The 23,090-nt window shown below is 53.5% G+C and carries 22 protein-coding genes; 15 read left to right on the plus strand and 7 right to left on the minus strand.

Annotation, left to right across the window (positions count from 1 at the left end):
* Positions 1 to 29: 29 nt before the first annotated feature.
* From NF683_RS09875 to map, 7 genes are all read right to left on the minus strand, one after another.
* A complete protein-coding gene (locus NF683_RS09875) occupies positions 30 to 419 on the minus strand; it encodes a hypothetical protein (RefSeq protein ID WP_089039234.1) in 390 nt (129 codons plus the stop codon).
* Complete coding sequence (dapE, locus tag NF683_RS09880) at positions 416 to 1,588, minus strand: succinyl-diaminopimelate desuccinylase (RefSeq protein ID WP_089039233.1); 1,173 nt, start codon at positions 1,586 to 1,588, stop codon at positions 416 to 418. Before dapE ends, NF683_RS09875 begins: the two co-directional genes overlap by 4 nt.
* On the minus strand, positions 1,575 to 2,600 hold the full coding sequence (dapD, locus tag NF683_RS09885; protein ID WP_038481114.1) for a 2,3,4,5-tetrahydropyridine-2,6-dicarboxylate N-succinyltransferase: 1,026 nt from the start codon (positions 2,598 to 2,600) through the stop codon (positions 1,575 to 1,577). Before dapD ends, dapE begins: the two co-directional genes overlap by 14 nt.
* Before the next feature lie 57 nt (positions 2,601 to 2,657).
* Complete coding sequence (locus NF683_RS09890) at positions 2,658 to 3,005, minus strand: Spx/MgsR family RNA polymerase-binding regulatory protein (protein ID WP_038481117.1); 348 nt, start codon at positions 3,003 to 3,005, stop codon at positions 2,658 to 2,660.
* Positions 3,006 to 3,033: 28 nt separating this feature from the next.
* Entirely contained in the window at positions 3,034 to 4,230 is a 1,197-nt protein-coding gene (dapC, locus tag NF683_RS09895) for a succinyldiaminopimelate transaminase (RefSeq protein WP_253921818.1), read from the minus strand.
* 127 nt (positions 4,231 to 4,357) lie between these two features.
* Positions 4,358 to 7,033: a [protein-PII] uridylyltransferase gene (locus tag NF683_RS09900; RefSeq protein ID WP_253921819.1), complete on the minus strand. Its 2,676-nt coding sequence runs from the start codon at positions 7,031 to 7,033 to the stop codon at positions 4,358 to 4,360.
* Positions 7,033 to 7,824: a type I methionyl aminopeptidase gene (gene map / locus NF683_RS09905; RefSeq protein ID WP_089039230.1), complete on the minus strand. Its 792-nt coding sequence runs from the start codon at positions 7,822 to 7,824 to the stop codon at positions 7,033 to 7,035. The genes NF683_RS09900 and map overlap by 1 nt, the downstream gene beginning before the upstream one ends.
* Positions 7,825 to 8,158: 334 nt before the next feature.
* Between map and rpsB the strand changes: the two genes are divergently transcribed.
* The 15 genes from rpsB (at position 8,159) to rnhB (ending at position 23,063) form a co-directional block, all read left to right on the plus strand.
* The gene (rpsB, locus tag NF683_RS09910; protein ID WP_038481130.1) at positions 8,159 to 8,908 is read left to right on the plus strand and encodes a 30S ribosomal protein S2; all 750 of its coding nucleotides are present in this window, start codon (positions 8,159 to 8,161) and stop codon (positions 8,906 to 8,908) included.
* A 218-nt stretch (positions 8,909 to 9,126) separates the two neighbouring features.
* Entirely contained in the window at positions 9,127 to 9,996 is an 870-nt protein-coding gene (gene tsf, locus NF683_RS09915) for a translation elongation factor Ts (protein WP_038481144.1), read from the plus strand.
* 122 nt (positions 9,997 to 10,118) lie between these two features.
* Positions 10,119 to 10,892, plus strand: a complete 774-nt coding sequence (gene pyrH / locus NF683_RS09920) for a UMP kinase (protein WP_089039229.1) — start codon at positions 10,119 to 10,121, stop codon at positions 10,890 to 10,892.
* 4 nt (positions 10,893 to 10,896) lie between these two features.
* Positions 10,897 to 11,454, plus strand: a complete 558-nt coding sequence (frr, locus tag NF683_RS09925) for a ribosome recycling factor (protein WP_089039228.1) — start codon at positions 10,897 to 10,899, stop codon at positions 11,452 to 11,454.
* 106 nt (positions 11,455 to 11,560) lie between these two features.
* Complete coding sequence (uppS, locus tag NF683_RS09930; RefSeq protein WP_089039227.1) at positions 11,561 to 12,346, plus strand: polyprenyl diphosphate synthase; 786 nt, start codon at positions 11,561 to 11,563, stop codon at positions 12,344 to 12,346.
* The gene (locus NF683_RS09935) at positions 12,339 to 13,160 is read left to right on the plus strand and encodes a phosphatidate cytidylyltransferase (protein WP_089039226.1); all 822 of its coding nucleotides are present in this window, start codon (positions 12,339 to 12,341) and stop codon (positions 13,158 to 13,160) included. The genes uppS and NF683_RS09935 overlap by 8 nt, the downstream gene beginning before the upstream one ends.
* Positions 13,157 to 14,344: a 1-deoxy-D-xylulose-5-phosphate reductoisomerase gene (ispC, locus tag NF683_RS09940; protein ID WP_253921820.1), complete on the plus strand. Its 1,188-nt coding sequence runs from the start codon at positions 13,157 to 13,159 to the stop codon at positions 14,342 to 14,344. The genes NF683_RS09935 and ispC overlap by 4 nt, the downstream gene beginning before the upstream one ends.
* A 52-nt stretch (positions 14,345 to 14,396) precedes the next feature.
* The gene (rseP, locus tag NF683_RS09945; RefSeq protein WP_253921821.1) at positions 14,397 to 15,755 is read left to right on the plus strand and encodes a sigma E protease regulator RseP; all 1,359 of its coding nucleotides are present in this window, start codon (positions 14,397 to 14,399) and stop codon (positions 15,753 to 15,755) included.
* 100 nt (positions 15,756 to 15,855) lie between these two features.
* Positions 15,856 to 18,207, plus strand: a complete 2,352-nt coding sequence (gene bamA, locus NF683_RS09950) for an outer membrane protein assembly factor BamA (protein WP_442311561.1) — start codon at positions 15,856 to 15,858, stop codon at positions 18,205 to 18,207.
* A 47-nt stretch (positions 18,208 to 18,254) separates the two neighbouring features.
* Positions 18,255 to 18,761: an OmpH family outer membrane protein gene (locus NF683_RS09955; RefSeq protein ID WP_089039223.1), complete on the plus strand. Its 507-nt coding sequence runs from the start codon at positions 18,255 to 18,257 to the stop codon at positions 18,759 to 18,761.
* A 51-nt stretch (positions 18,762 to 18,812) separates the two neighbouring features.
* Positions 18,813 to 19,850 carry a UDP-3-O-(3-hydroxymyristoyl)glucosamine N-acyltransferase gene (gene lpxD, locus NF683_RS09960; protein WP_089040909.1) on the plus strand — a complete coding sequence of 346 codons (1,038 nt, stop codon included), beginning with the start codon at positions 18,813 to 18,815 and terminating at the stop codon, positions 19,848 to 19,850.
* Between the two features lie 137 nt (positions 19,851 to 19,987).
* A complete protein-coding gene (gene fabZ / locus NF683_RS09965; RefSeq protein WP_089039222.1) occupies positions 19,988 to 20,431 on the plus strand; it encodes a 3-hydroxyacyl-ACP dehydratase FabZ in 444 nt (147 codons plus the stop codon).
* Entirely contained in the window at positions 20,428 to 21,195 is a 768-nt protein-coding gene (lpxA, locus tag NF683_RS09970) for an acyl-ACP--UDP-N-acetylglucosamine O-acyltransferase (RefSeq protein ID WP_089039221.1), read from the plus strand. The genes fabZ and lpxA overlap by 4 nt, the downstream gene beginning before the upstream one ends.
* Positions 21,196 to 21,256: 61 nt before the next feature.
* A complete protein-coding gene (lpxB, locus tag NF683_RS09975; RefSeq protein WP_253921894.1) occupies positions 21,257 to 22,456 on the plus strand; it encodes a lipid-A-disaccharide synthase in 1,200 nt (399 codons plus the stop codon).
* On the plus strand, positions 22,446 to 23,063 hold the full coding sequence (gene rnhB / locus NF683_RS09980; protein ID WP_089039219.1) for a ribonuclease HII: 618 nt from the start codon (positions 22,446 to 22,448) through the stop codon (positions 23,061 to 23,063). Before lpxB ends, rnhB begins: the two co-directional genes overlap by 11 nt.
* The last annotated feature ends 27 nt before the right edge of the window (positions 23,064 to 23,090 follow it).

The following is a 23,090-nucleotide window of genomic DNA, read 5'->3' on the forward strand; positions in this document are numbered from 1 at the left end:
AAGACCCCGCTAAGCGGGGTCTTGTGCGTTTAACGGCCTGAATCAGGCCATTCAATGGCTTTTTCCTGGCCCCCTGGCAATACCTGCCAGAAGCGATCAGGGTCATCGCCGGGGTGCCAGCCACCTAACGAGCAGCGAACCTCGGTCTGTAAAGCTTCGGCGGCGTGCTGAGCGCACTCTTGGTCGGTGTGCCACGGGGTGTGGTGGCTATCAAACCACAAGCTGGCAAAACCATCGGCCGCTTTGTCCACCAATAGTACGGGCACAGCTTCACCTTGATGGTGGCCGCGAGTCTTCCATTTGCCCTTGCCGGCTGGGCTAAGGGGCGGTGCATCGAGAGCTTCGCTTAGCCACGCATTGAGCTTATCTATCGCTACGCTGGCAAGGTATACCTCGATATCCGGAAACCGCTCCATCATACGCTCACCTCGTCGTCCGTTAACAAGGCTTGAAGCGTTGCCTCATAAATGCGGCTTAGTTCATCCAGGTCACTGGCGCGCACGCGCTCATTCACTTTATGAATAGTGTCGTTAAGCGGGCCAAGCTCGACCACTTGGGCGCCAAGTGTCGCGATGAAGCGACCATCCGAGGTGCCGCCGCTGGTCGAAAGCGCAGGGCGCTCGCCGGTAACGGCTTCTACACCGCGAATGGCAGCATCGACTAATTCGCCTTCTGCGGTCAGGAATGGTTCGCCGTTGAGCGTCCAATCAATATGGTACTCAAGGCCATGCTTATCCAAAATCGACTCGGTGCGGCTTCTTAGCATCTCATGGGTAACTTCCGTGGAATAGCGGAAGTTAAACACGACTTCTACCTCACCTGGAATGACGTTAGTGGCCCCGGTGCCCGCGCGAAAATTAGATATCTGGAAGCTGGTGGCAGGGAAAAAGTCATTGCCTGCGTCCCAGTGCTCGTTAACCAACGCATCCAGTGCGGGCATCGCTTGGTGAATAGGGTTGCGCGCAAGGTGTGGGTAGGCCACATGACCCTGAATCCCTTTGAGATGTAGAACGCCGCCCAGTGAGCCGCGGCGTCCGTTTTTAATCATATCGCCCAGTCGCGAGGTCGACGAGGGTTCACCGACAATGCAGTAGTCCAAGCGCTCGTTGCGTTCGCGTAAATGCTCAACCACTGCGCTGGTGCCATCGATGGCAGGGCCTTCCTCATCGGATGTGATTAAAAACGCTATCCGGCCATCGTGCTCTGGATGGGTGGTCACAAAGCGCTCAACGGCGGTGAGCATCGCCGCTAGGCTGCCCTTCATGTCTGCTGCGCCTCGCCCACAGAGCATGCCGTGCTCATCAATACACGGCTCAAACGGTGGGAATTCCCAGTTCGTGTGGGGGCCGCTGGGCACAACGTCAGTGTGGCCAGCAAAGGCCAATACAGGGCCATGATGGCCTCTTATTGCCCAGAAGTTTTTGACATCGCCAAACGGCAGTTGCTCGATATGAAAACCGAGCGCCGTTAAGCGCTCGATCATGAGTTCCTGGCAGCCTTCGTCATCCGGCGTTACCGACGCCCGGCTAAGTAGCTCAAACGCGAGCTGCAACGTGGGCGACAGCGTTTCAGGCTCAGTTATGGGCATGCAGTGCCTCGTTCAGCGCAATGGCGCTTTTGTTCGTCAGGCACTCAATGCGGCCATTTTGTGAATTGCGACGCAGCAATAAGTCATCTTGGCCTGCTAACTCGCGTGCTGCCACGGTGTTAACTTCTTGTTTCTGATCGTCGAGCAGAGTAACTTTCGAGCCCGCGGTAATATACAAGCCCGCTTCTACGGTGCAGCGGTCACCTAGCGGAATACCGATGCCTGCATTAGCGCCAATCAGGCAGCCTTCGCCTACCTTGATAATGATATTGCCGCCGCCAGAAAGCGTTCCCATGGTGGAGCAGCCGCCGCCCAGGTCGGAGCCTTTGCCGACCATGACGCCAGCAGAAATGCGCCCTTCAATCATGCCGGGGCCTTCAGTACCTGCGTTGAAGTTGACGAAGCCTTCATGCATTACCGTGGTGCCTTCACCCAGGTAAGCGCCCAGGCGCACGCGAGCAGTGTCGCCAATGCGGATGCCGGTGGGTACCACGTAATCGGTCATTTTGGGGAATTTATCGACGCAGTCGACTGACAGCGCGCGACCCGCTAAACGCGCTTTTAGGCGGCGGGCGGGCAGCTCTTCGATATCAATCGCGCCTTCGTTGGTCCAGGCGATGTTGCGCAGCAGGCCAAACATTCCCGTCAGATCCAAGCCATGGGGCTTCACTAAGCGGTGAGAGAGTAAGTGCAGCTTTAAGTAAACTTCAGGAACGGTCTGCGGTGCCTGATCGCTTTCTAAAAACATCGCGACCAGGGGGCGATGGCTGGCGGCGAATGATTCGGCGAGTGCTGCCTGCTCAGAGTGACCAGCAGCTTCCAACGCTTTGGCCAAGCGCGTGCAATCTTCGGGCAGGAAACTGATTGCCGTATTGCCAGCGGGGGCGTCTAACGCCTCTTTGGCTGCGGCTACCAAGCTGTCTGCAGGATTAAACAGGGGGGCTGGGTAGTAGATTTCTAACCAGTCGCCCTGGGTGTTTTGGGTGCCGATTCCAAGCGCGAAGCTCAGCATAACGCGTCTTCCTTTAAAGTTTTGAATAACAATCAGTTGTTAGGATTCAGTGGTATGTTAGCCGCTGAGAGAGTCGTAATCGCCGTCGCGGTAGCCCACTAAAATAGTGTCGTCATCAACTTCTAGTAGTGGCCTTTTGAGCAGCGTGGGCTGTTCAAGCACTAGCCTGCGGGCAGATGTAGCATCCAGGCTGTCTTTTTCTTCCTGGGGTAAGTCACGCCATGTTTTGCTGCGCTTATTAAGCGCTTCTAATAGCGGTACGCGCTCAAGAATGTGCTCAAGTAAGCCGGCTGAAAGACCATCTTTACGCAGGTCATGGGTCTTGAAAGGGATACCTTTCTCTTCAAGTACGTTGCGTGCTTTGCGGCAGGTGTCGCATGTGTTGATGATATAGAGTGTCAGCATATAACCTCCTTAAACAAGTCTACGGTGTCTAGCCGCGCTCAAGCAGTTGACGAAGTCGCTCAGCTGCTTCGAGGGTGGGCGCAAGCTCCGCCACTAATGCTAAACGTAGTCGACCCGAACCGGGGTTATGGCCATTTTTCCCTGGGCGGCCCATGAGGCTGCCAGGTAACACGCTGACGTGTTGCTCACTAAATAGCCGCTGAGTAAAGGCGATGTCATCGCCGTCGGGCACTGCTGGCCACAGGTAAAAGCTCGCTTCCGGCGTAGGGAAGTCCATTACGGGCGCCAGCACGTTGGTGACAGCGCTAAATTTTTCGCGATAAGCGTCCCGGTTGGCGCGTACGTGGGTTTCATCCTGCCAAGCGGCGATAGAGGCGTGCTGAAGCGGCAGCGACATTGCACAGCCGTGATAGGTGCGGTAGCGCTTAAACGGCGCGAGAAGGCTCGCGTCACCCGCTATAAAGCCGGAGCGTAGCCCGGGCAGGTTAGAGCGCTTAGATAGCGAATGAAACACTACGCAGCGTTGATAATCGTCGCGTCCAAGCTCTGCACAGGCTTGCAGTAGGCCGGGAGGGGGCGTGCTTTCATCCAGATATAGCTCTGAGTAGCACTCATCGGAGGCGATGATAAAGTCGTGCTCATCGGCCAGTGCGATGAGCTGCTTGAATTCAGAAAGTGGCGTGACGGCCCCTGTGGGGTTGCCCGGTGAGCAAATGAATACCATTTGTACATCGCGCCAGGTCGCCGCGCTCACGGCCGAAAAATCAGGGCGAAAACCGTTGTCAGCCGTGCAATCCAAATAGAGCGGCTCGCCACCTGCCAGTAGTGTGGCCCCTTCATAAATTTGATAGAAGGGATTGGGAACAGCCACCTTGGCGGGGCGCTGGCGATCCAGCGCGGCTTGCACAAAGGCAAAAATTGCTTCGCGGGTGCCGTTAACGGGGAGTACTTGCTGTTCGGCATCTAGCCCGGCAAGCGAAAACCGTTGGGTTGCCCAGCGGGCAATGGTTTCGCGTAGGGCGGGTAGGCCGTTGGTTGCCGGGTAGCGAGCCATCTCTACTTGATGGGCAACCAGCGCCTCTAACGCCCCTGCGTAAGGGGCGTGTTGAGGCTCCCCAATGGTGAGGGGAATATGTGCAAGCCCCGCCGGTGGCACAAGCGCTGCCTTTAGGGCGGCTAGCTTTTCAAACGGATAGGGGTGCAGAAGGTTTAGATCAGGATTCATGGCATGTCCGTTGATAGCCTAAAGGCGGTGCTGGATGTCTGTAAAAACGGCCAACTAAACCGCCGATTATAGGCAACCCCTGGTGCCACCTCAAACTTAACCACCAAGGCGTCGCTCATTTAAGCGCTTACACGCCTAATACTTCGATAAGCCGTTCGCGAAGCTGCTGTTGCCGTTCTGGATCGGTGAGCGGCTCACCCGCTTTCGTGGTGATAAAGAAAACGTCTTCAACCCGTTCCCCCAGCGTGGCAATTTTCGCAGCCGATAAGGCAATGTCCTGTTCCATAAAAATACGCCCGACACGAGCCAGCAGGCCGGGGCGGTCTGGGGCAGTTAGCTCTAGCAGCGTACGTTCGTTGGCTGGGTCCTGCTCAATGAGCACCTCGGTGGGCACTTTGAAGTGCTTAAGCTGGCGCGGTGTGTGGCGCGTGACGATCTCTGGATAGTCATCCGGATCGTCCAGCTCTTCGACGAGATGCCGACGCATCTCCTCAATATGCTCAGGATCACGGATAGGTTGGCCGTAATGATCTAGCACAATAAACGTATTTAGCGTCCAGTCGTTGTGCGAGGTGGCGATGCGGGCATCATGGATAGATAGACCCAGCTGCTCCATGGCGGCGGCGGTCGCGGCAAATAGGTCGTCTACCGAGCGGGTGTGGATAAAGACCTTGGTGCCGCCTTCGGCCATATCGGCGGTGGGTGCGCTAATTAAGACCAGCGGCAAAACAGACGGCTGGTGGGCAAGAATACCTTGGGTCTGCCAGACAATTTCGCTGGGGGCGTACTGAAGGAAATAGTCTTCACCAAGAGATTCCCACAGTTGATCAATCTGAGCGCTGTCTACGCCGACTGTTTGCAGTAACGAACGGGCTTCAGTACGGGTTTCGCGCACCCAGTCATCTCGGTCGGGCGGGTTTTTTAGCCCTCGTCTCAGTGCCCGCTTGGTTTCAGCATGAAGCTGGCGCAACAGCGACGCACGCCAGCCGTTCCACAGGGTGGGGTTGGTTGCATTGATATCGGCAACGGTGAGCACGTAGAGATAGTCTAAGCGGGTCTCGTCGCGCACCGTTAGAGCGAAGTCGCGAATCACGTCGGGATCACTAATGTCGCGCTTCTGGGCGGTCATAGACATCAATAGGTGATGCTCCACCAGCCAGCGCAGTAAGTTAGTGTCGTGTTGGGAGACGTGGTGACGATGGCAGAATTGCTCAACATCACGCGCACCAATCTCAGAATGATCGCCGCCGCGGCCCTTGCCAACATCGTGAAACAGTCCGGCAATCCACAGCAGATCCATTTTAGGTAGTTGATGAATCAGCGTGGCTGCGACGGGGAAGTCGTCTTTGGCATCCGGTTTGCGAAAGCCGTGTAAAAACTTCAGTAAGCGCAGGGTATGAGCGTCTACCGTGTAAATGTGGAATAGGTCGTGTTGCATCAACCCGACCGCGCGACCAAATTCTGGCAGATACTTGCCCAAGATGCCGTAACGGTTCATGCGCCTTAATTGGCGAGGGACATTGCCGGGAGCCCGCAAAATGGACATGAATAGCCGCTGATGGCGAGGGTCTTCGCGGTAGTGATCATCAATTTGATGGCGATGATCGCGGATCAGGCGAATGGTGTCGGCGCGTACCCCTTCTATTTCCGGATGCTTTGCCATCAGCAGAAACAATTCCAGCATGGCCGCCGGTCGCTCACGAAACAGATTGCGTGAGCGCGCTTGGATGTAGCCGCCTTTGGTTTCGAAGCGCTCGTTCAGCTTAACGGTTTCCAAGGCTTCTTTGCCGCGTAGGATAACCTCATCAAAGTGCTGTAACAGCATGTCGTTAAGCCCGGCCAGGGCGGTTACATGCCGATAGTAGCGCTTCATGAACTGTTCAACTGCTAAGCGCTCAGGGGTATCCCTAAAGCCAAACATTTCGGCAATGGTACGTTGGTGATCAAACAGCAATCGATCTTCGGCGCGGCCTGTTAGCATGTGCAGGGTATAACGCACCTGCCATAAAAAGGCTTGGCCCTGGCTTAGAATGCGCAGTTCGGCATCATTCATAAAGCCATTTGCGACGATGTCAGCATAGTGCTCAGTGTCGAAATGGCGTTTAGCTACCCAGCCAATCATTTGAATATCACGTAGGCCGCCTGGGGAGCTTTTCAGGTTTGGCTCTAAGTGGTATTCCGAGTTGTTGTAGCGATAGTGGCGGGCAATTTGTTCTTGCCACTTGGCTTCGAAAAAACGGTCAGCAGGCCAAATGTGCTCGGCGCTAAGGCGTTCACGCATCTTTTGGCGAAGATGTTCGGGGCCAGCAATGAGTCGCGACTCCAACAGGTTGGTCATCACGGTGACATCAGCTTCAGCTTCCCGCTCACAGTCATTAAGCGAGCGCACGCTATGGCCGATCTCAAGACCGATATCCCATAAGAAGGTAATGAAAGCGCTTAGCGACTCGCGATAAGGGGTGTCATCGTCATGCGCCAGTAGCAGCAGGAGGTCGATGTCTGAGTGCGGGTGCAGCTCGCCTCGGCCGTAACCACCCACTGCCACCAGGGCAACGCCATCGTCAGGCCAGTCGTGCTGCGCCCAGGCAATGGCTAGCAGCTGATCCAGATACCACGCTCGCCCGCGGATTAGGTCGCGTATATCAGCCCCGGAACGAAACTGCTCATCCAGCTTGGCTTGTAGCTCCCGCAGCGCCGCTTTAAACGGCGCAATAGGAGAGCGTGATCCGGCGAGTTCGGTGCGAAACATGGCGAGATCGTACAGCGTGGTGTCCGGCTCGAACCGGTAGTGATGAAGAAGCATCAGCGATTTAGAAAACTGAAGTCTTCGTCGCTGCGTGCAGTCAGCACGTCAACACCGGTTTCTGTGACCAGCAACGTGTGCTCCCACTGGGCAGATAAGCTTCGATCCTTAGTGACCGCTGTCCAACCATCGCGTAGCACCTTGGTTTTATAGCCGCCTACGTTAATCATTGGTTCGATAGTAAAACACATGCCAGCTTCCAGCGGGATGTCGGCATCGGGTGCATAGCCATCATAGTGAAGAAACTGCGGATCTTCGTGGAAATCGGCGCCGATGCCGTGGCCGCAGAAGTCGCGCACTACGGAGTAGCCGTGTGCTTCAGCATGTTGCTGGATAACGCGGGCAAGTTCCGAAAGGTGTACGCCTGGCTTTACTAGCTCAATGCTTTTGTACAAGCACTCTTGAGTGATACGGCATAAGCGCTCGCCCTGGATTGTATCGCCGATGACGAACATCACGCTGGAATCACCGTGGTAGCCGTCAGTTGTTTTGACGGTGATATCCAAATTCATGATATCGCCGTTCTTCAATTTTTTGGCATCATCAGGAATGCCATGACAGACCACGTGATTGATTGATGTACAGGTTGCTTTCGGAAAACCGTGGTAGTTCAGCGGGGCGGGTGTGGACCCCAAATTGTTAACAATAAAATCGTGGCACAGGCGATCAATTTCACCCGTAGAGATCCCCGCCTTGATGTGGGGGGTGATCATTTCAATGACGCTGGCGGCTTGGCGCCCGGCTTCACGCATTTTCTCGATTTCAGAAGGCGTCTTGATAGGAACGTTCATGAATTCTCGATGTGGGTTCTAAAGTAAGTGGTGAACGGCAATGGTGAGCGGTAAATTAAGACCGTTACATGCGCTGTGACTTCATCTTGGTAATGATCTATGGTATAAAGCCGCGCGCTTTCCTGCAATCGCCATCCGATGCTTCTTTGTCGGTTGGTCATCTGCAGAAAGGCTATTTAAACGTAATGCAGAAGTCTGTGTTACTAAACAGCAAGCCTTGAAAACACACATGCACCGGCACATGGTCCCGGGTGCCGCTGGCAGCGTCTGACGATGCCACTGGTCGGATCCATGGGGTGCGTGGAGGCCTAACCCGAGTTTCAGGAGTTTTATCATGTCTCACGTTAATATGCGTGACCTGCTGAAAGCAGGTGCTCACTTCGGTCACCAAACCAAGTACTGGAATCCGAAGATGGGTAAATTCATCTTCGGCGCGCGCAACAAGATTCATATCATCAACCTCGAGCACACTTTGCCGGCGCTGAACGAAGCGATCGACGTGGTTGAGAAGATGGCGGCATCCAACAACAAAATTTTGTTTGTTGGCACCAAGCGCAGCGCTAGCAAGATCATCAAAGAAGAAGCAAACCGCGTTAACCAGCCGTTCGTCAACCATCGCTGGTTGGGTGGTATGCTGACTAACTTCAAGACCATTCGTCAGTCCATCAAGCGTCTGCGTGATCTTGAAACCATGCGCGAAGACGGCACGTTCGAGAAGCTGACCAAGAAAGAAGTCTTGATGGCAACTCGCGAGCAAGAGAAGCTTGAGCGTTCTATCGGCGGTATCAAGAACATGGGCGGCCTTCCTGACGCGCTGTTCGTTATCGATGTTGACCACGAGCGCATCGCGATCAACGAAGCCAACAAACTGGGTATCCCGGTTATTGGTGTGGTAGATACCAACTCAAACCCAGATGGCGTTGATTACGTTATCCCGGGTAACGACGACTCCATCCGCGCTATTCAGATCTACGTGAAAGCAATTGCTGACGCGTGTGGTCGTGCAAAAGAAGGTCGTCCGGAAGAGTTTGTTGAAGTGACTGAAGAAGCCGCTTCTGCCGACACTGACGCTGCTGCCGAGTAACGGTTGCAGTGGTGCGGCGGCCAGATAAGCCGCATCATGTTTAAGAGGGGGCCTTATGCCCCCTTTTTCCCGCTTTGAGTTCGCTCAAGTGGGCCGATTATGCCGGACGCTTAATGCCGGCGAATGCTCTACAAAGTGATACGCAACGGTCATTTACCGAGCCTATACTCTGTAGCGCGTTTAACTTTCAGCTAGAACCATTTCCGAGGTGAAAACTCATGGCTGCTATCAGCGCCTCTCAGGTTAAGGAACTGCGCGAACGTACCGGTCTTGGCATGATGGAGTGTAAAAAAGCACTTACTGAAGCCGACGGTGATATCGAAGTTGCAATCGAGAACCTGCGTAAAAGCTCTGGCCTTAAAGCCGCGAAAAAAGCGGGTCGTACCGCTGCAGAAGGTGCCGTTGTTACTCGCGTAGCAGAAGACGGCAGCTACGGCGTAATGGTCGAGATCAACTCCGAAACTGATTTCGTTGCCCGTGACGACAACTTCATCGCTTTCACCAACAAGATCGCTGATGCGTTCTTTGCGGCAAAAAATGAAGACGTTGCAGCGGTAATGGCTGGCGACCTCGAGTCTACTCGTGAGCAGCTGGTACAGAAAATCGGCGAGAATATCGGTGTGCGTCGTGCCGTTGTTGTGAACGCTGTTGAAGGTGGCCTTGTAGGCGAATACGTTCACGGCGGCCGTATCGGCGTCTTGACCGTTCTGAAAGGTGGTAACACGGAAGCTGCTAAAGACGTTGCTATGCACGTAGCAGCGATCAATCCGTCGGTTGCGCACCCGGAAGATATGCCGCAGGAAGAGCTGGACAAAGAAAAAGCTATTATTCTGGCCCAACCGGACATGGCCGGTAAGCCTGAGCAGATCGCTGAGAAAATGGTTCAAGGCCGTCTGAAAAAGTACTTGGCCGAGAACAGCCTGACCGAACAGCCGTTCGTTAAAGACCCGAACCAATCCGTTGCCGAGTTCGTGAAAGCGGCGGGTGGCGAAGTGGTTAGCTTCACTCGCTTTGAAGTGGGCGAAGGCATCGAGAAAGAAGAAGTCGACTTTGCTAAAGAAGTTATGGAACAGGCTGGCCGTCGCTAAGGTCAGAGGTTTCAGAAAGAAGATGGCGTGCGCGCGAGCGCACGCTTTTGTGTATCCGGCCCCTGTGAAAAACAGGGGTCGTCTCGCCCGCCTGTGTTCAGGTCTGCCTCAGGAGAGATGCCATGTCACGTGAAGTTCAAGAGTCCGCCCCCGCAGTTGCTGCCAGCAAGACTGAAAAGTCGAAATCAAAATACAAACGTATTTTGCTGAAGTTGTCTGGCGAAGCGCTAATGGGTGAGCACGATTTTGGTATTGATCCGAAAGTGCTGGATCGTATGGCGCTAGAGATCGGCCAATTGGTTGGTATTGGCGTTCAGGTGGGGATCGTGATTGGTGGTGGAAACCTATTTCGTGGCGCGGCGCTTAATGAAGCCGGCATGGATCGGGTGACGGGTGACCACATGGGAATGCTGGCAACCGTGATGAATGCGCTAGCAATGCGAGATGCGCTTGAGCGTTCCAATATTCGCTCGCGGGTAATGTCAGCGATTCCCATGAGTGGTGTGGTAGAACATTACGACCGCCGCACCGCCATCCGCTACTTAACGTCGGGAGACGTGGTGCTGTTTTCAGCGGGAACGGGTAATCCTTTCTTTACGACCGACTCTGCAGCCTGCTTACGTGGTATTGAAGTAGATGTTGACGTGGTGATCAAGGCCACCAAAGTAGACGGCGTGTACAATAAAGATCCGGTTAAACATCCCGATGCCGTGAAGTATGACCAGCTCTCTTACGACGATGCCCTAGACCAAAAATTGGGTGTTATGGATTTGACCGCAATCTGCCTGGTACGTGACCATAATATGCCGGTGCGGGTATTTGATATGAATAAGCCTGGTGCCCTGCTGAATTTGGTAGTAGGGGGCAAGGAAGGCACGCTGATAGACAGAGGGTAATATCGTGATTAATGACATCAAGAAAGATGCAGAATCTCGCATGAAGAAAAGCGTTGAAGCGCTGCACAGCAACTTCAACAAAATCCGTACGGGGCGTGCTCATCCCAGTATTCTCGACGCTGTTACCGTTGATTATTACGGTGGTCAGGTGCCGCTAAATCAAGTGGCTTCTGTTAACGTGGAAGATGCTCGTACGCTGACAGTGGCGCCTTGGGAGCAGGGCATGGTGCCCAAGATTGAAAAGGCAATTATGACCTCTGATCTGGGGCTCAATCCTGCCAGCGCCGGCAATGTCATTCGCGTGCCGATGCCGATGTTGACCGAAGAAACGCGCAAAGGTTACATCAAGCAGGCGCGTAGCGAAGCTGAACATGCGCGCGTGGCGGTGCGTAACGTACGTCGTGATGCCAACGGTGATTTTAAGTCTTTGTTGAAGGATAAAGAAATTACCGAAGACGATCAGCGCCAGGGTGAAGACGAAATCCAGAAGTTGACGGATAAGTATATTGCTGAGGTCGATAAAGCGCTTGCCGCAAAAGAACAAGATCTCATGCAGGTGTAGTTATTAGTCTAAAAATAGCTACCTGCTTTCAATCAACCACGGGGGGCTTGGCTGCCCGTGGGTCATCGCTTGGCTTTACTATGACTGATCTTTGGTGCGAGAACCCATGACGTCTCCGCAGCTTCCCCAAGCGCAGCAGGATGGCGCGACGCCTTCTCGGTCCGAGGAGGCGCCGCCAGCCCATGTTGCTATTATTATGGATGGTAATAACCGCTGGGCGCGGGCACGTGGGCTTTCCGGAGTGCGCGGTCACCGAGCCGGTGTCGAAGCCGTTCGAGCGGTTATTGAACGCGCTGCGCAGCGCGGCGTTCAGACACTGAGTCTTTTTGCTTTTTCAAGTGAAAACTGGAAGCGCCCAGCGGCTGAGGTGAATGCCTTGATGGAGCTTTTTTTGATGGCGCTTAAGCGCGAGGTCAAAAAGCTCCATGAGCGTAATATTCGCCTGTCAATTATTGGCGAACAGCGTGGTTTTTCCCATGCGATTCAAAAGCATATTCAGCGTGCCGAGTCGTTAACCGCAGAGAATACCGGTATGCATCTGGTGATTGCGGCCAACTACGGTGGTCAATGGGACCTTGCGCGAGCGGCTAGGCAGTTGGCGGAGCAAGTCGCCGCAGGTGAGTTAGCGGCTTCCGATATTGATGAGGCACGTCTTGATGCGGCGATGAATACGCACAATGTACCGCCGGTAGATTTATGCATCCGCACCAGCGGAGAGCAGCGGTTATCTAACTTTATGTTATGGCAGTTAGCTTACGCAGAACTGCATTTTTCGCCACTGCTCTGGCCAGATTTTAACGGGGCGGCACTTGATGAGGCGCTTGACGATTTTTGCCTACGTCGCCGTCGTTTTGGTATGACCGACGCACAAATAGAGGCGCAAGGTGCTTAAACAGCGGATGATTACAGCAGCTTGGTTAGCGCCCCTGACGCTGACTGGCTTGTTCGGACTACAAGGTGGAGCCTTTGCACTGTTTACAGCGCTAATTGTGCTGCTAGGTGCTTGGGAGTGGACCAACTTGGCCGGTGTCGCCCGTCAGGGAGCGCGAATTGCCCTGGTAGCTGTTATGGCAGTGTTAATGCTGGCGATGTGGCTAGGTGGAGCAGCGTTTGCCGCTTGGCCGCTTTGGCTGGCTGCTGTGGGGTGGGGGATTAATCTTTATTGGGTGACCCACTACCCTGATACTGCCAACCAATGGCAAGCCACTTCTCGGCGGTTGCTCATGGGTGTGTGGGTGCTGCTGCCGTGCTGGGTAGGATTCAATGTGCTCCGCGATAGTGGCGCTGTATGGCTGCTGTTTGTGCTGTTGTTAGTCTGGACCGCTGATATTGGCGCCTACTTTGCTGGCAGGCGTTGGGGAAAAAATAAGCTTGCTCCAAAAGTGAGCCCAGGTAAGTCCTGGGAAGGTGTTTATGGCGGCCTTGCGGCCACGCTATTGCTAGCAATTGTGTTCGCTGTGTGGCAGCCCATTAACCTTATAGGCGGTGTCGCACTGGTAGTGATTACCGGTTTAGTGACGCTGGTTTCAGTGCTTGGTGACCTTCTCGAAAGTATGCTTAAACGCTATCGGGACATCAAAGATTCAAGTCAGCTCTTGCCAGGCCATGGCGGTGTACTGGATCGTATTGATAGCCTGACGGCAGCAGTGCCTATTTTTGCGCTGTTCTATTTGCAGGTGATCCATCTCCAGGTGAGCGCCCTATGAGCCAACCAGCTGTTCAGCGTATTACAGTGCTTGGTTCAACAGGCTCAATTGGTAAAAGCACCCTTGATGTCATTACTCAATATCCAGATCGCTATCGCGTTTATGCCTTAACGGCCCATACCTCAAAAGAAGTGCTCTTAGCGCAATGCCGCTTTCATCACCCAGAAGTCGCTGTATTACATGACCCTGAGGATGCGGCCTGGTTGCGGCAAGCACTTTTAACGTCAGGGCTCTCTACTAAGGTTCTTTCGGGAGCTATAGCGCTTTGCCAGGTGGCGCGAGAAAGGCAAGTGGATACCGTGATGGCCGCTATTGTTGGCGCAGCGGGCCTGTTACCTGCGCTAGCAGCTGCCGAGTCAGGTAAGCGCGTACTGTTGGCCAATAAAGAAGCTCTAGTGATGAGTGGCGCGCTGTTTATGGACGCTGTTGCGCGCTCAGGTGCAACCTTATTGCCGATTGATTCCGAACATAATGCTATTTACCAATGTCTACCTACCGAGCATAGAGGTGGATTGCGTCAGCACGGTGTTCGCCAGCTGCTGCTCACCGCCTCTGGCGGCCCTTTTCGTGGCTGGAAGGCAGAAGATATCGCTAAGGTGACCCCTGAGCAGGCTTGTCATCATCCTAACTGGTCAATGGGGCGCAAAATCTCCGTCGACAGCGCGACGTTGATGAATAAAGGCTTAGAGCTTATTGAAGCGTGCTGGCTATTTGATGCAACGCCTGATCAGATACAGGTAGTGGTTCATCCGCAAAGCGTTATTCACTCGATGGTTGCCTATGATGATGGCTCGGTGATTGCGCAGCTGGGTAATCCTGATATGCGTACGCCTATTGCTTATGGATTGGCATGGCCGGAACGGATTGATGCGGGTGTTGAGACGCTGGATCTTTTTCAGGTGGCGCGTCTGGATTTCGAAGCCCCCGATGAAGCGCTTTTCCCCTGCTTGTCGCTCGCCCGTGATGCTATGCACAAGGGCGGCGCTGCACCGGCGATTTTGAATGCGGCGAATGAGGTCGCCGTGGAGGCTTTTCTGGAAGGACAGCTTGGCTTCAGCGCGATTGCTGACGTAGTGGCAAAAGTGATGGCTCTACCGTTTGAAGGACGTGCCGACACGCTTGAGCGGATATTATCTGCAGATCAGTGGGCACGGGAGCAGGCGGCGCTAATAGTATGCCAGTAGTTCGCTTAGCATCAGCCATCGTTGATCAGCGAGTCGTGTAAAGGAGCGAAGAGTGAGCCTGATACAGAACATATTAGCGGTGATCGTGGTACTGGGGTTGTTGGTAACCTTTCACGAGTTTGGCCATTTTTGGGTGGCGCGGCGCTGCGGTGTAAAGGTGCTACGTTTCTCAGTCGGCTTTGGTAAGCCGCTATGGTCGACCGTTGATCGTCACGGCACAGAGTTCGCGGTGGCGGCCATACCGCTAGGCGGCTACGTAAAAATGCTCGACGAGCGCGAAGCGCCTGTACCTGAAGAGCAATTAGATCAGGCGTTTAACCGCAAGACCGTATGGCAGCGTATCGCTATTGTTGCCGCTGGCCCGATTGCAAATTTTTTACTTGCGATTGTAGCTTACTGGGCGCTATTCGTTGCAGGCACTACAACCGTTGCTCCTATTGTTGGCGATGTTGCTCCTAACTCTCCTGCGGCAGCGGCAGGGCTTTCTCACGGCGCAGAAATTACCTCTATCCAGGGAGATGCTATGCGCTCCTGGGAAGAGATTAATTTAAAGCTTGTCTCTATGATCGGGTTTAATGGCGACCTGGTGCTTGAGGCACAGCCTGAAGGGTCCAATGCCTCTCGGGTTTATCAGCTTCCTGTTGCCAACTACATGGTTCGCCAGGACCCGCCCCAGCCAATGCAGAGTTTGGGCATTACACCTTGGCGCCCGAACGTACCCGCAGTGCTAGGCCAAGTGATTGATGGCCAGGCGGCTGCACAAGCTGGCCTGCGAGCGGGTGATCGTATTGTGTCTCTGGATGGCGAGCCAATCGACGACTGGATGCAGTTTGTCTCGGTTATTCGTGAGAATGCAGGCCAAACCTTAGAGGTGGGTTACCAGCGTGGTGATGAGCAGGGTAGCCTTTCCTTAACCCCTGGACGTAATACGCTGGAGAGTGGCGTCGAGGTTGGGTACATTGGTGCCGGAGCGCAGCAGGTAACATGGCCTGAAGAGTTTCAACGTGAAATTCGTTACGGGCCTGTAGAAGCGGTAGGTCAAGCGTTATCACGTACAGGTGAGATGACGCTGCTGACAGTAGATGCTATCCGTAAGATGCTGGTGGGGCTTATTTCACCGTCGAACCTTTCGGGGCCGATTACCATCGCGCAGATATCAGGTGACTCTGCTCGTGCGGGGATGGAAGCGTTCGTAGGCTTTCTAGCGTATCTTTCTATCAGCCTTGGCGTGCTTAATCTACTGCCAATACCCGTGCTCGATGGTGGGCATTTACTTTATTATTTTATAGAGGTCGTGCGTGGGCGGCCGGTCTCTGAGCAAACGCAAGCAGTAGGGTTGCGTATTGGGCTTGCCATGGTAGGCACCCTAATGTTGATGGCTCTCTATTTTGATCTGATGCGCCTGTGGTAATGACGCGTGTAGGGCGCTGGATGCCTTGTCATCTGCCTGCACAAATGTATATGGTGCCTATCTGGAATGATGGGCAGACCAACGCGAGCGAACTGACTGCATGAAAATCAAGACCCTTGGAATGGCGGCATTGTTGTTGGTAGGTACCAGCACTGCCCAAGCACAATCCTTTGATGTTTCCGACATTCGTGTGGAAGGACTGCAGCGGGTATCTGCCGCCTCGGTCTTTAATGCGTTTCCCGTCAATGCCAATGATCGCGTTAGTGAACAGCAGCTTGCTGCCGCTGCGCGAGATTTGTTTGCCACAGGTTTGTTTGAAGATGTTTCCCTCGCGCGCGAAGGAGATGTGTTGATTATCCAGGTGGTTGAGCGCCCGACGATCGCGCGCTTGAACATCGAAGGGAATCAGCAGATTTCTGATGAGGATCTGCGCAACGGTCTGCGCGAATCAGGTCTTTCCGAGGGGCAAGTACTGCAACTTTCCACATTGGAAGAGATTCAGCGTGAGCTTGAAGGGGTTTATCAAGCTCAGGGGCGCTACAGCGCCGGTATCGATGTTGAAGTTGACGAAATTGATGAAGGCCGTGTTCAGGTTAATATCAATGTTAACGAAGGCGAAGTCGCTAAAATCCGCCAGATCAACATCGTGGGCAATGAAGCGTTCGACGATGACACGCTGCGCGACGTATTTGAGCTAAATGATCGGCCAGGGCGTGTTTTTGGTTGGTTCTCTAAAGATGAGTATTCCCGCGAAGCGTTGGCAGGGGACATTGAGCGGTTACGCTCCTTTTACTTGGATCGTGGTTACGTCAATTTTGATGTCACCTCAACACAGGTTTCCATTGGTCCTGAAAAGTCAGAGATCTTCATCACGTTAAATATTGATGAAGGCAACCAGTTCCAAGTAGGCGACATTCGTTTTGCAGGTGACCTGCAAATTAGCGAAAACGAAGCGAACGAGCTACTGACTATTAACCGTGGTGATACGTTCTCTCGTGGGGATCTCAACGCGTCTACCGAAGCACTTCGTCAGCGTCTTGGGGCGGAAGGCTTTGCGTTTGCTGAAGTTCAAGGTATCCCTGAAATGGCCGGTGATGGTGAAACGGTTGATTTAGTGATCGCGGTTAACCCTGGTCAGCGAACTTATGTACGTCGTATTGAGTTTTACGGCAATACCACTACGCAAGACGAAGTATTGCGTCGAGAAATGATCCAGTTAGAGGGGGCGCCTGCCTCGACTGAGTCGATTACTCAGTCGCGTCAACGCTTGGAGCGTCTTGGCTTCTTCAGCCAAGTAGAGGTTGATACGCAACCGGTTCCGGGGCAGCCCGACTTGCTAGACGTAACGTATAACGTCGAAGAGCAACCGTCTGGCTCGGTATCTGCCAGTGTCGGCTTCTCGCAAAGTGCGGGGGTAATTTATGGTGTCGGTTTGGCGCAAAATAACTTCCTAGGTACCGGTAACCGCGTCAACGTAGGTGCGCAACGTAGTGATACGTTTACCAGCGTTAACTTTGCATTTACGGATCCCTACTGGACACTGGATGGTATTTCGCGCGGTTATAACCTGTTTTATCGGGAAACGGATTACGGCGACTCCGATATTTCGACGTTCTCCACCGATGCTTACGGTGCTGGTATTAACTTCGGTTACCCCATCAGCGAGCTTTCCCGTCTGAACTTTGGCGCCAGTATTGAAGAACTCACGATTAAAACCTATGACGACTCTGCCTCAGAAATCATTCGTTACGTCGAAGATCAAGGCGATGACGCACAAAGCCTGAAGCTAACGGCAAGCTGGACACGTAATAACTTGAACCGTGGCATTATGCCAACAGCGGGTAACTATCAGCGTGTCTCGCTAGAAACAGGTGTCCCTGGTAGTGATGCGGAATACTACAAGCTGCGTGCTCGTGCCCAGCAGCTGTTCCCGATCAACGATGACCAGACTTGGGCGTTGAAGTTTACCGGTAATCTAGGCTATGCCGACACGCTGGGTAGCAATGATCCTTATCCGTTCTATGAGAACTTTTATGCGGGTGGCTTAGGTTCAGTGCGTGGTTTTACATCGAATACCCTGGGACAGCGTACAACACCGACTCGAGATGGCGGACGTGACCGTACGTTGGGCGGTAATATCTTGGTAGAAGGGTCGGCAGAAGTGCTCTTCCCAATGCCCTTTGTGGAAGACCAGCGTGCGATTCAACCGTCGCTCTTCCTCGACGCGGGTAATACCTTCTTGAGTTCTTGCTATGATGTGCAGGAAGCAGATATTGGGCGCCAGCAATGTAGTTCTGGAGTCGACCTGGGTGACTTGCGTTACAGCGTTGGTATCGGCCTTTCGTGGCTAACGCCGGTAGGCCCGTTGACCTTCAGCGTGGCAGAACCGTTAAGCGATAAAAGCGGTGACGATACCCAGTTCTTCCAGTTCTCGCTGGGCCAAACGTTTTAACATGGTGGGATACGTTGGTACCTACCTAATAAAAAGGAGTTAACACGATGCGTAAACTGACAGCAGCTGTGTGCCTATTTGGCGCCATGACGCTTCCCGCCTACGCCATTGCCGCTGAAGTGGCAGTACTTGATTGGCGTGCTGCGTTGATGAATACACAGTCGGCTCAGTCATCGTTGAGCCAACTGGAAGGCCAAATCGGTAACCAGCAGCGCGAGGCTCAAGCGTTAGGCGAAGAGCTTCAACGCATACAAGAGCGTTTACAGCGTGAAGGTGAGACAATGTCTCAGTCTCAGCGAGATCCGCTAATTGCTGAACTTCAGCAGAAGGGTAGCCGCTTTGAGCAGCTGCGCCGTGAAGTGCTCCAAGCGCAGCAAGCGTCTGAGCAGCGGTTCCTTGAAGGCGCTGAGCCCAAGCTGGAACAAGCGGTAGAGCAGGTGTTAGAGCGTCACAACATTGATGTTCTGGTAGAGCCTCAAGGGGTGTTGCACTCATCAACTGACCTGCCTAATGTGACTAATGAGGTCACACAGATTTTTGATTCGCTAAACTAATTTTAGGACTGTTGGTGCGGCTAGTCCGCACCCATGTTTCTCTGGGCTCCCATGACGCACGCTCCTCATCACCTTACCCTTGCGCAGATTGCACGTCACTTGGACGTCGATTTTGAAGGCGACGCCGAACAGCCGATTCGGGGTCTCGCAACGCTTAAAGAGGCAGCGCCTGATCAAGTCGCATTTCTCGCTAATCGTGCGTATTTAAAAGATCTAGCAACCACAAAAGCAGCGGCAGTGTTGCTTCATCCTGAGCATGGCAAGAATTGCCCTGTTCCGCGTTTAGAGATGGCGAATCCTTATTTAGGTTACGCAAAGCTTTCCCAGCTATTCGATCCGTTACCTGCTCGGGATGTGACTGGTATTCACCCCACAGCGGTTGTAGCGGATGACGCTATGTTGGGCAACGGTGTGTCTGTTCAAGCGCATGCGGTGATTGAAGCCGGCGTCGTGTTAGGTGAGCGTGTGGTTGTTGGTGCTGGCAGTGTGATTGGTGCCGATAGCGTGATTGGCGACGATACGCGGCTACACGCCAACGTTACTGTTTGCCACGGTGTTGTTGTGGGCAAGCGAGTGATTTTGCAAAGCGGCTGTGTGATCGGTGGTGATGGTTTCGGCTTTGCCCATGACGGGGCCGGATGGCACAAAATCGCTCAATTAGGCGGGGTTGTGCTAGGCGATGATGTTGAAGTCGGTAGCTGCTCAAGCATTGACCGTGGCGCGTTGGGAGACACTGTCATTGGCAACGATGTAAAAATCGATAGCCAGGTACAGATTGCGCATAACGTGATCATTGGTGATCACAGCGCATTAGCGGGATGTGTTGGCATTGCTGGCTCCACGACAGTGGGTAAGCACTGTATGCTCGGAGGGGGCGTTGGACTGTCCGGACACCTTTCTATTTGTGACGGTGTGCAGGTAACGGGGATGAGTCTAGTGACCAATTCGATTCATGAACCAGGTGTCTATTCATCGGGTACTGGTGCCATGAATAATACCCAATGGCGCAAGAATGCGGTGCGATTTAAACAGCTAGATGAAATAGCCAAGCGTTTATCTCGTTTAGAGAAAAGCCATCGCAGCAAGTAGAGTTTTGGCAGCAATATAGCTACAGCTAGCTTGAGGCTGCATAGCAGCAGGTTATAATTCACTGCTTTTTAACCAGCAACTTTGCTGGTGCGTGCCTGATATGATTCGGGCCTTTTGTCATTTTAGAGGTCGTTACGATGGTTATGGATATTAACGAAATTCGCGAATACTTGCCTCATCGCTACCCGTTTTTGCTGGTGGACCGAGTAACGCAATTAACCGTGGGTGAATCCATCGTTGCGTACAAAAATGTCAGTATTAATGAACCGTTTTTTAATGGCCATTTCCCGCACCATCCCATTATGCCAGGTGTTTTAGTCTTAGAAGCGCTGGCTCAGGTGTGCGGTATTTTAGGCTTTAAAACGGTCAATAAGCTGCCCGCTGACGGCTATGTGTACTATCTAGTAGGAAGCGATAATGTGCGCTTCAAGCGCCCTGTTATGCCAGGGGACCAGTTAGTCCTGGAAGCCAATGTCATCCGTGGGAAACGTGGTATTTGGAAGTTCGCCTGCCGTGCCACGGTTGATGGTGAATTAGCCTGCGAGGCGGAAATTATTTGTGCTGAGAGGAAGGTCGCTTGATACATCCTACTGCACTGGTTGATCCCAAAGCGCAGCTTGCTGACGACGTTGAGGTTGGCCCGTTTAGTGTTATTGGGCCAGACGTCACGATTGGCGCTGGCTCTGTGATAGGCCCCCATGTGGTGATTAAAGGGCCTACCGTTCTCGGTGAACGTACGCGAATTTTTCAGTTTGCTTCGGTAGGAGAAGACTGCCAAGACAAAAAATACGCCGGCGAGCCAACACGCTTGGTAATGGGGGATGATAACGTTGTTCGTGAAGGCGTTACCCTCCATCGTGGTACCGTGCAGGATCGCGGCGAAACCACTATTGGCTCGCGTAACCTATTTATGGCGTATGTTCATGTCGGTCATGACTGTGTGATTGGCAACGACTGTATCCTAGCTAACCAAGTTACTTTGGCAGGTCATGTGGTTCTCGGTGATCACGCTATTTTGGGTGGCCTAGCGGCTGTTCACCAGTTTTGTCACTTTGGTGAACATGCGATGGCCGGAGGTGGGTCGATTATTACCAAAGACACGCCCGCCTATGTGATGATCAATGGCAACCCTGCTGAAGCGCGAGGCCTTAATCTTGTTGGCTTGAAGCGCCGCGGCTTTAGTCGAGACGCGATCAATGCATTAAGCAGTGCCTATAAACTGGTATACCGCCAGGGCTTAACTGTCGAGCAGGCGGTTAGCGAAATGCGCAGCCGATTCGACCTGCCCGAAGTCACCACGTTTGCCGACTCTATTGAGCGGTCAACGCGCGGTATCGTCCGCTAATGACATTGATGTCTAGCCGACATCAACGATGGATTCAAATGCCACTACTTCTCCCGTCATCATGACACTTCAGCGCGTCTACATTGTTGCAGGCGAACTCTCCGGGGATATCCTTGGGGCAGGGTTGATGCACGAGCTGAAGCTGCGCCACCCCAACATTGAGTTTCGTGGGCTGGGCGGGCCTCGCATGGAAGCGCAGGGTCTGACGAGCCGCTTTCCCCTTGAAACATTATCGGTGATGGGGCTTGTTGAAGTCATCAAGCACTTGCCAGAGCTCATTCGCGTGCGCCGCACTCTGCGTGAAGAAGCGCTCGCCTGGCAGCCGGATATTATGATTGGCATTGACGCGCCTGACTTCAATATTGGTCTTGAAAAACAGCTGCGTGCCGCCGGATTAAAGACAGCTCACTATGTCAGCCCTTCGGTATGGGCATGGCGGCAAGGGCGTGTGAAAAAGATCGCCAAGGCGGTTGATGGCATGCTGACGCTACTGCCGTTTGAGGCTGACTTTTACCATCAGCACCAGGTGCCGGTCGCCTTTGTTGGTCATCCATTAGCGGATGAATTACCGCTTGAGAATGATCGCCAAGCGGCTCGCCAGATACTCGCATTGCCTGCTCAAGCCCCTGTGCTGGCAATACTGCCTGGTTCGCGGGGTAATGAAATACGCTTTCTTGGTGATACGTTTTTACGCGCTGCTGAGCTGCTCTGTCAGCGTAATGAATCACTGCATGTGGTCATTCCCGCAGCGACCCACCAGCGTTATCGAGAAATTATCCAGCTTCTGGCAAGCTACCCCAGGTTAAGCGAGCGTGTCATGCTCTTGGAAGGGCAGGCTCGCGAGGCGATGGTAGCCAGCGATGCTGTGTTGCTGGCCTCGGGCACCGCCGCGCTAGAAGCCATGCTATGTCATCGGTCAATGCTGGTGGCTTATAAAATGGCGCCGATAACTCATTGGCTGGCAAAGCGCTTGGTGAAAACAGCATGGATTTCACTACCCAATTTGATTGCTCAAGAGGGCGTTGTGCCCGAGCTGATCCAGGACGCCGCCTCACCAGAAACGATCGCTGATCGGCTCGACGAAATGCTTAATAATGCCCAAGCACGTAACGCCCTGGAGGCACGCTTTGCCGATATGCATCGTGCGTTACAGCGCAATGCCAGCCAACGAGCGGCACAAGCAATTACCTCTCTGGCGGCGGGCCAGCCATTGGCTAGCGACGAAATAGTTTCCTACGAAGAGGGTCATCATGGCCGTTAAGCCGACTGATTATCCCCCCTTAGTGATCGACTATCGTGGTGACTTCTTAGCGGGCGTTGACGAAGTTGGCCGTGGGCCTCTGATTGGCAGTGTTGTGGCATCGGCGGTGATTCTTGATCCTAGTCGCCCTATTGAGGGGCTGACGGATTCAAAAAAGCTCACTGCTAAAAAACGCGAAGCGCTGGATGTGCTGATTCGCGAACGTGCGTTAGCGTTTGCTGTGGCCGAGGCCAGTGCTGCTGAGGTTGATCAGCTAAATATCTACCATGCCACTCATCTTGCTATGCGGCGTGCCATTGATGCTTTAACACCCGCGGCTGAATATTTATTGGTCGATGGTAATCGGTTGCCTGGGCACGAGCTTCCTGGGCAAGCGGTGGTAAAAGGCGATGCCCGTCATCCTGCGATCGCCGCTGCGTCAATTTTAGCCAAGGTGGCCAGAGATGCTCAGATGGCTGAGCTTGATCTGCGCTATCCTGATTATGGCTTTGCCCGCCATAAAGGTTATCCAACGAAAGAACATTTAGCGGCACTGTCTGCCCACGGGCCGCTTGCCGAACACCGCCGGAGCTTTGCGCCGGTTCAGCGTCAGTTAGCGCTGCTGTAAGCATTTTCTATTTATCTAGCTTTGTTG

Origin of the sequence: Halomonas sp. MS1 (genome assembly GCF_024182575.1) — a bacterium.
Lineage (GTDB): Bacteria > Pseudomonadota > Gammaproteobacteria > Pseudomonadales > Halomonadaceae > Vreelandella.

Coding starts and splice junctions, on each gene's coding strand:
- NF683_RS09875 (WP_089039234.1), bottom strand. CDS start 419: ATGATGGAGCGGTTTCCGGATATCGAGGTATACCTTGCCAGCGTAGCG.
- dapE (WP_089039233.1), bottom strand. CDS start 1,588: ATGCCCATAACTGAGCCTGAAACGCTGTCGCCCACGTTGCAGCTCGCG.
- dapD (WP_038481114.1), bottom strand. CDS start 2,600: ATGCTGAGCTTCGCGCTTGGAATCGGCACCCAAAACACCCAGGGCGAC.
- NF683_RS09890 (WP_038481117.1), bottom strand. CDS start 3,005: ATGCTGACACTCTATATCATCAACACATGCGACACCTGCCGCAAAGCA.
- dapC (WP_253921818.1), bottom strand. CDS start 4,230: ATGAATCCTGATCTAAACCTTCTGCACCCCTATCCGTTTGAAAAGCTA.
- NF683_RS09900 (WP_253921819.1), bottom strand. CDS start 7,033: ATGCTTCTTCATCACTACCGGTTCGAGCCGGACACCACGCTGTACGAT.
- map (WP_089039230.1), bottom strand. CDS start 7,824: ATGAACGTTCCTATCAAGACGCCTTCTGAAATCGAGAAAATGCGTGAA.
- rpsB (WP_038481130.1), top strand. CDS start 8,159: ATGTCTCACGTTAATATGCGTGACCTGCTGAAAGCAGGTGCTCACTTC.
- tsf (WP_038481144.1), top strand. CDS start 9,127: ATGGCTGCTATCAGCGCCTCTCAGGTTAAGGAACTGCGCGAACGTACC.
- pyrH (WP_089039229.1), top strand. CDS start 10,119: ATGTCACGTGAAGTTCAAGAGTCCGCCCCCGCAGTTGCTGCCAGCAAG.
- uppS (WP_089039227.1), top strand. CDS start 11,561: ATGACGTCTCCGCAGCTTCCCCAAGCGCAGCAGGATGGCGCGACGCCT.
- ispC (WP_253921820.1), top strand. CDS start 13,157: ATGAGCCAACCAGCTGTTCAGCGTATTACAGTGCTTGGTTCAACAGGC.
- bamA (WP_442311561.1), top strand. CDS start 15,856: ATGAAAATCAAGACCCTTGGAATGGCGGCATTGTTGTTGGTAGGTACC.
- NF683_RS09955 (WP_089039223.1), top strand. CDS start 18,255: ATGCGTAAACTGACAGCAGCTGTGTGCCTATTTGGCGCCATGACGCTT.
- lpxD (WP_089040909.1), top strand. CDS start 18,813: ATGACGCACGCTCCTCATCACCTTACCCTTGCGCAGATTGCACGTCAC.
- fabZ (WP_089039222.1), top strand. CDS start 19,988: ATGGTTATGGATATTAACGAAATTCGCGAATACTTGCCTCATCGCTAC.
- lpxB (WP_253921894.1), top strand. CDS start 21,257: ATGACACTTCAGCGCGTCTACATTGTTGCAGGCGAACTCTCCGGGGAT.
- rnhB (WP_089039219.1), top strand. CDS start 22,446: ATGGCCGTTAAGCCGACTGATTATCCCCCCTTAGTGATCGACTATCGT.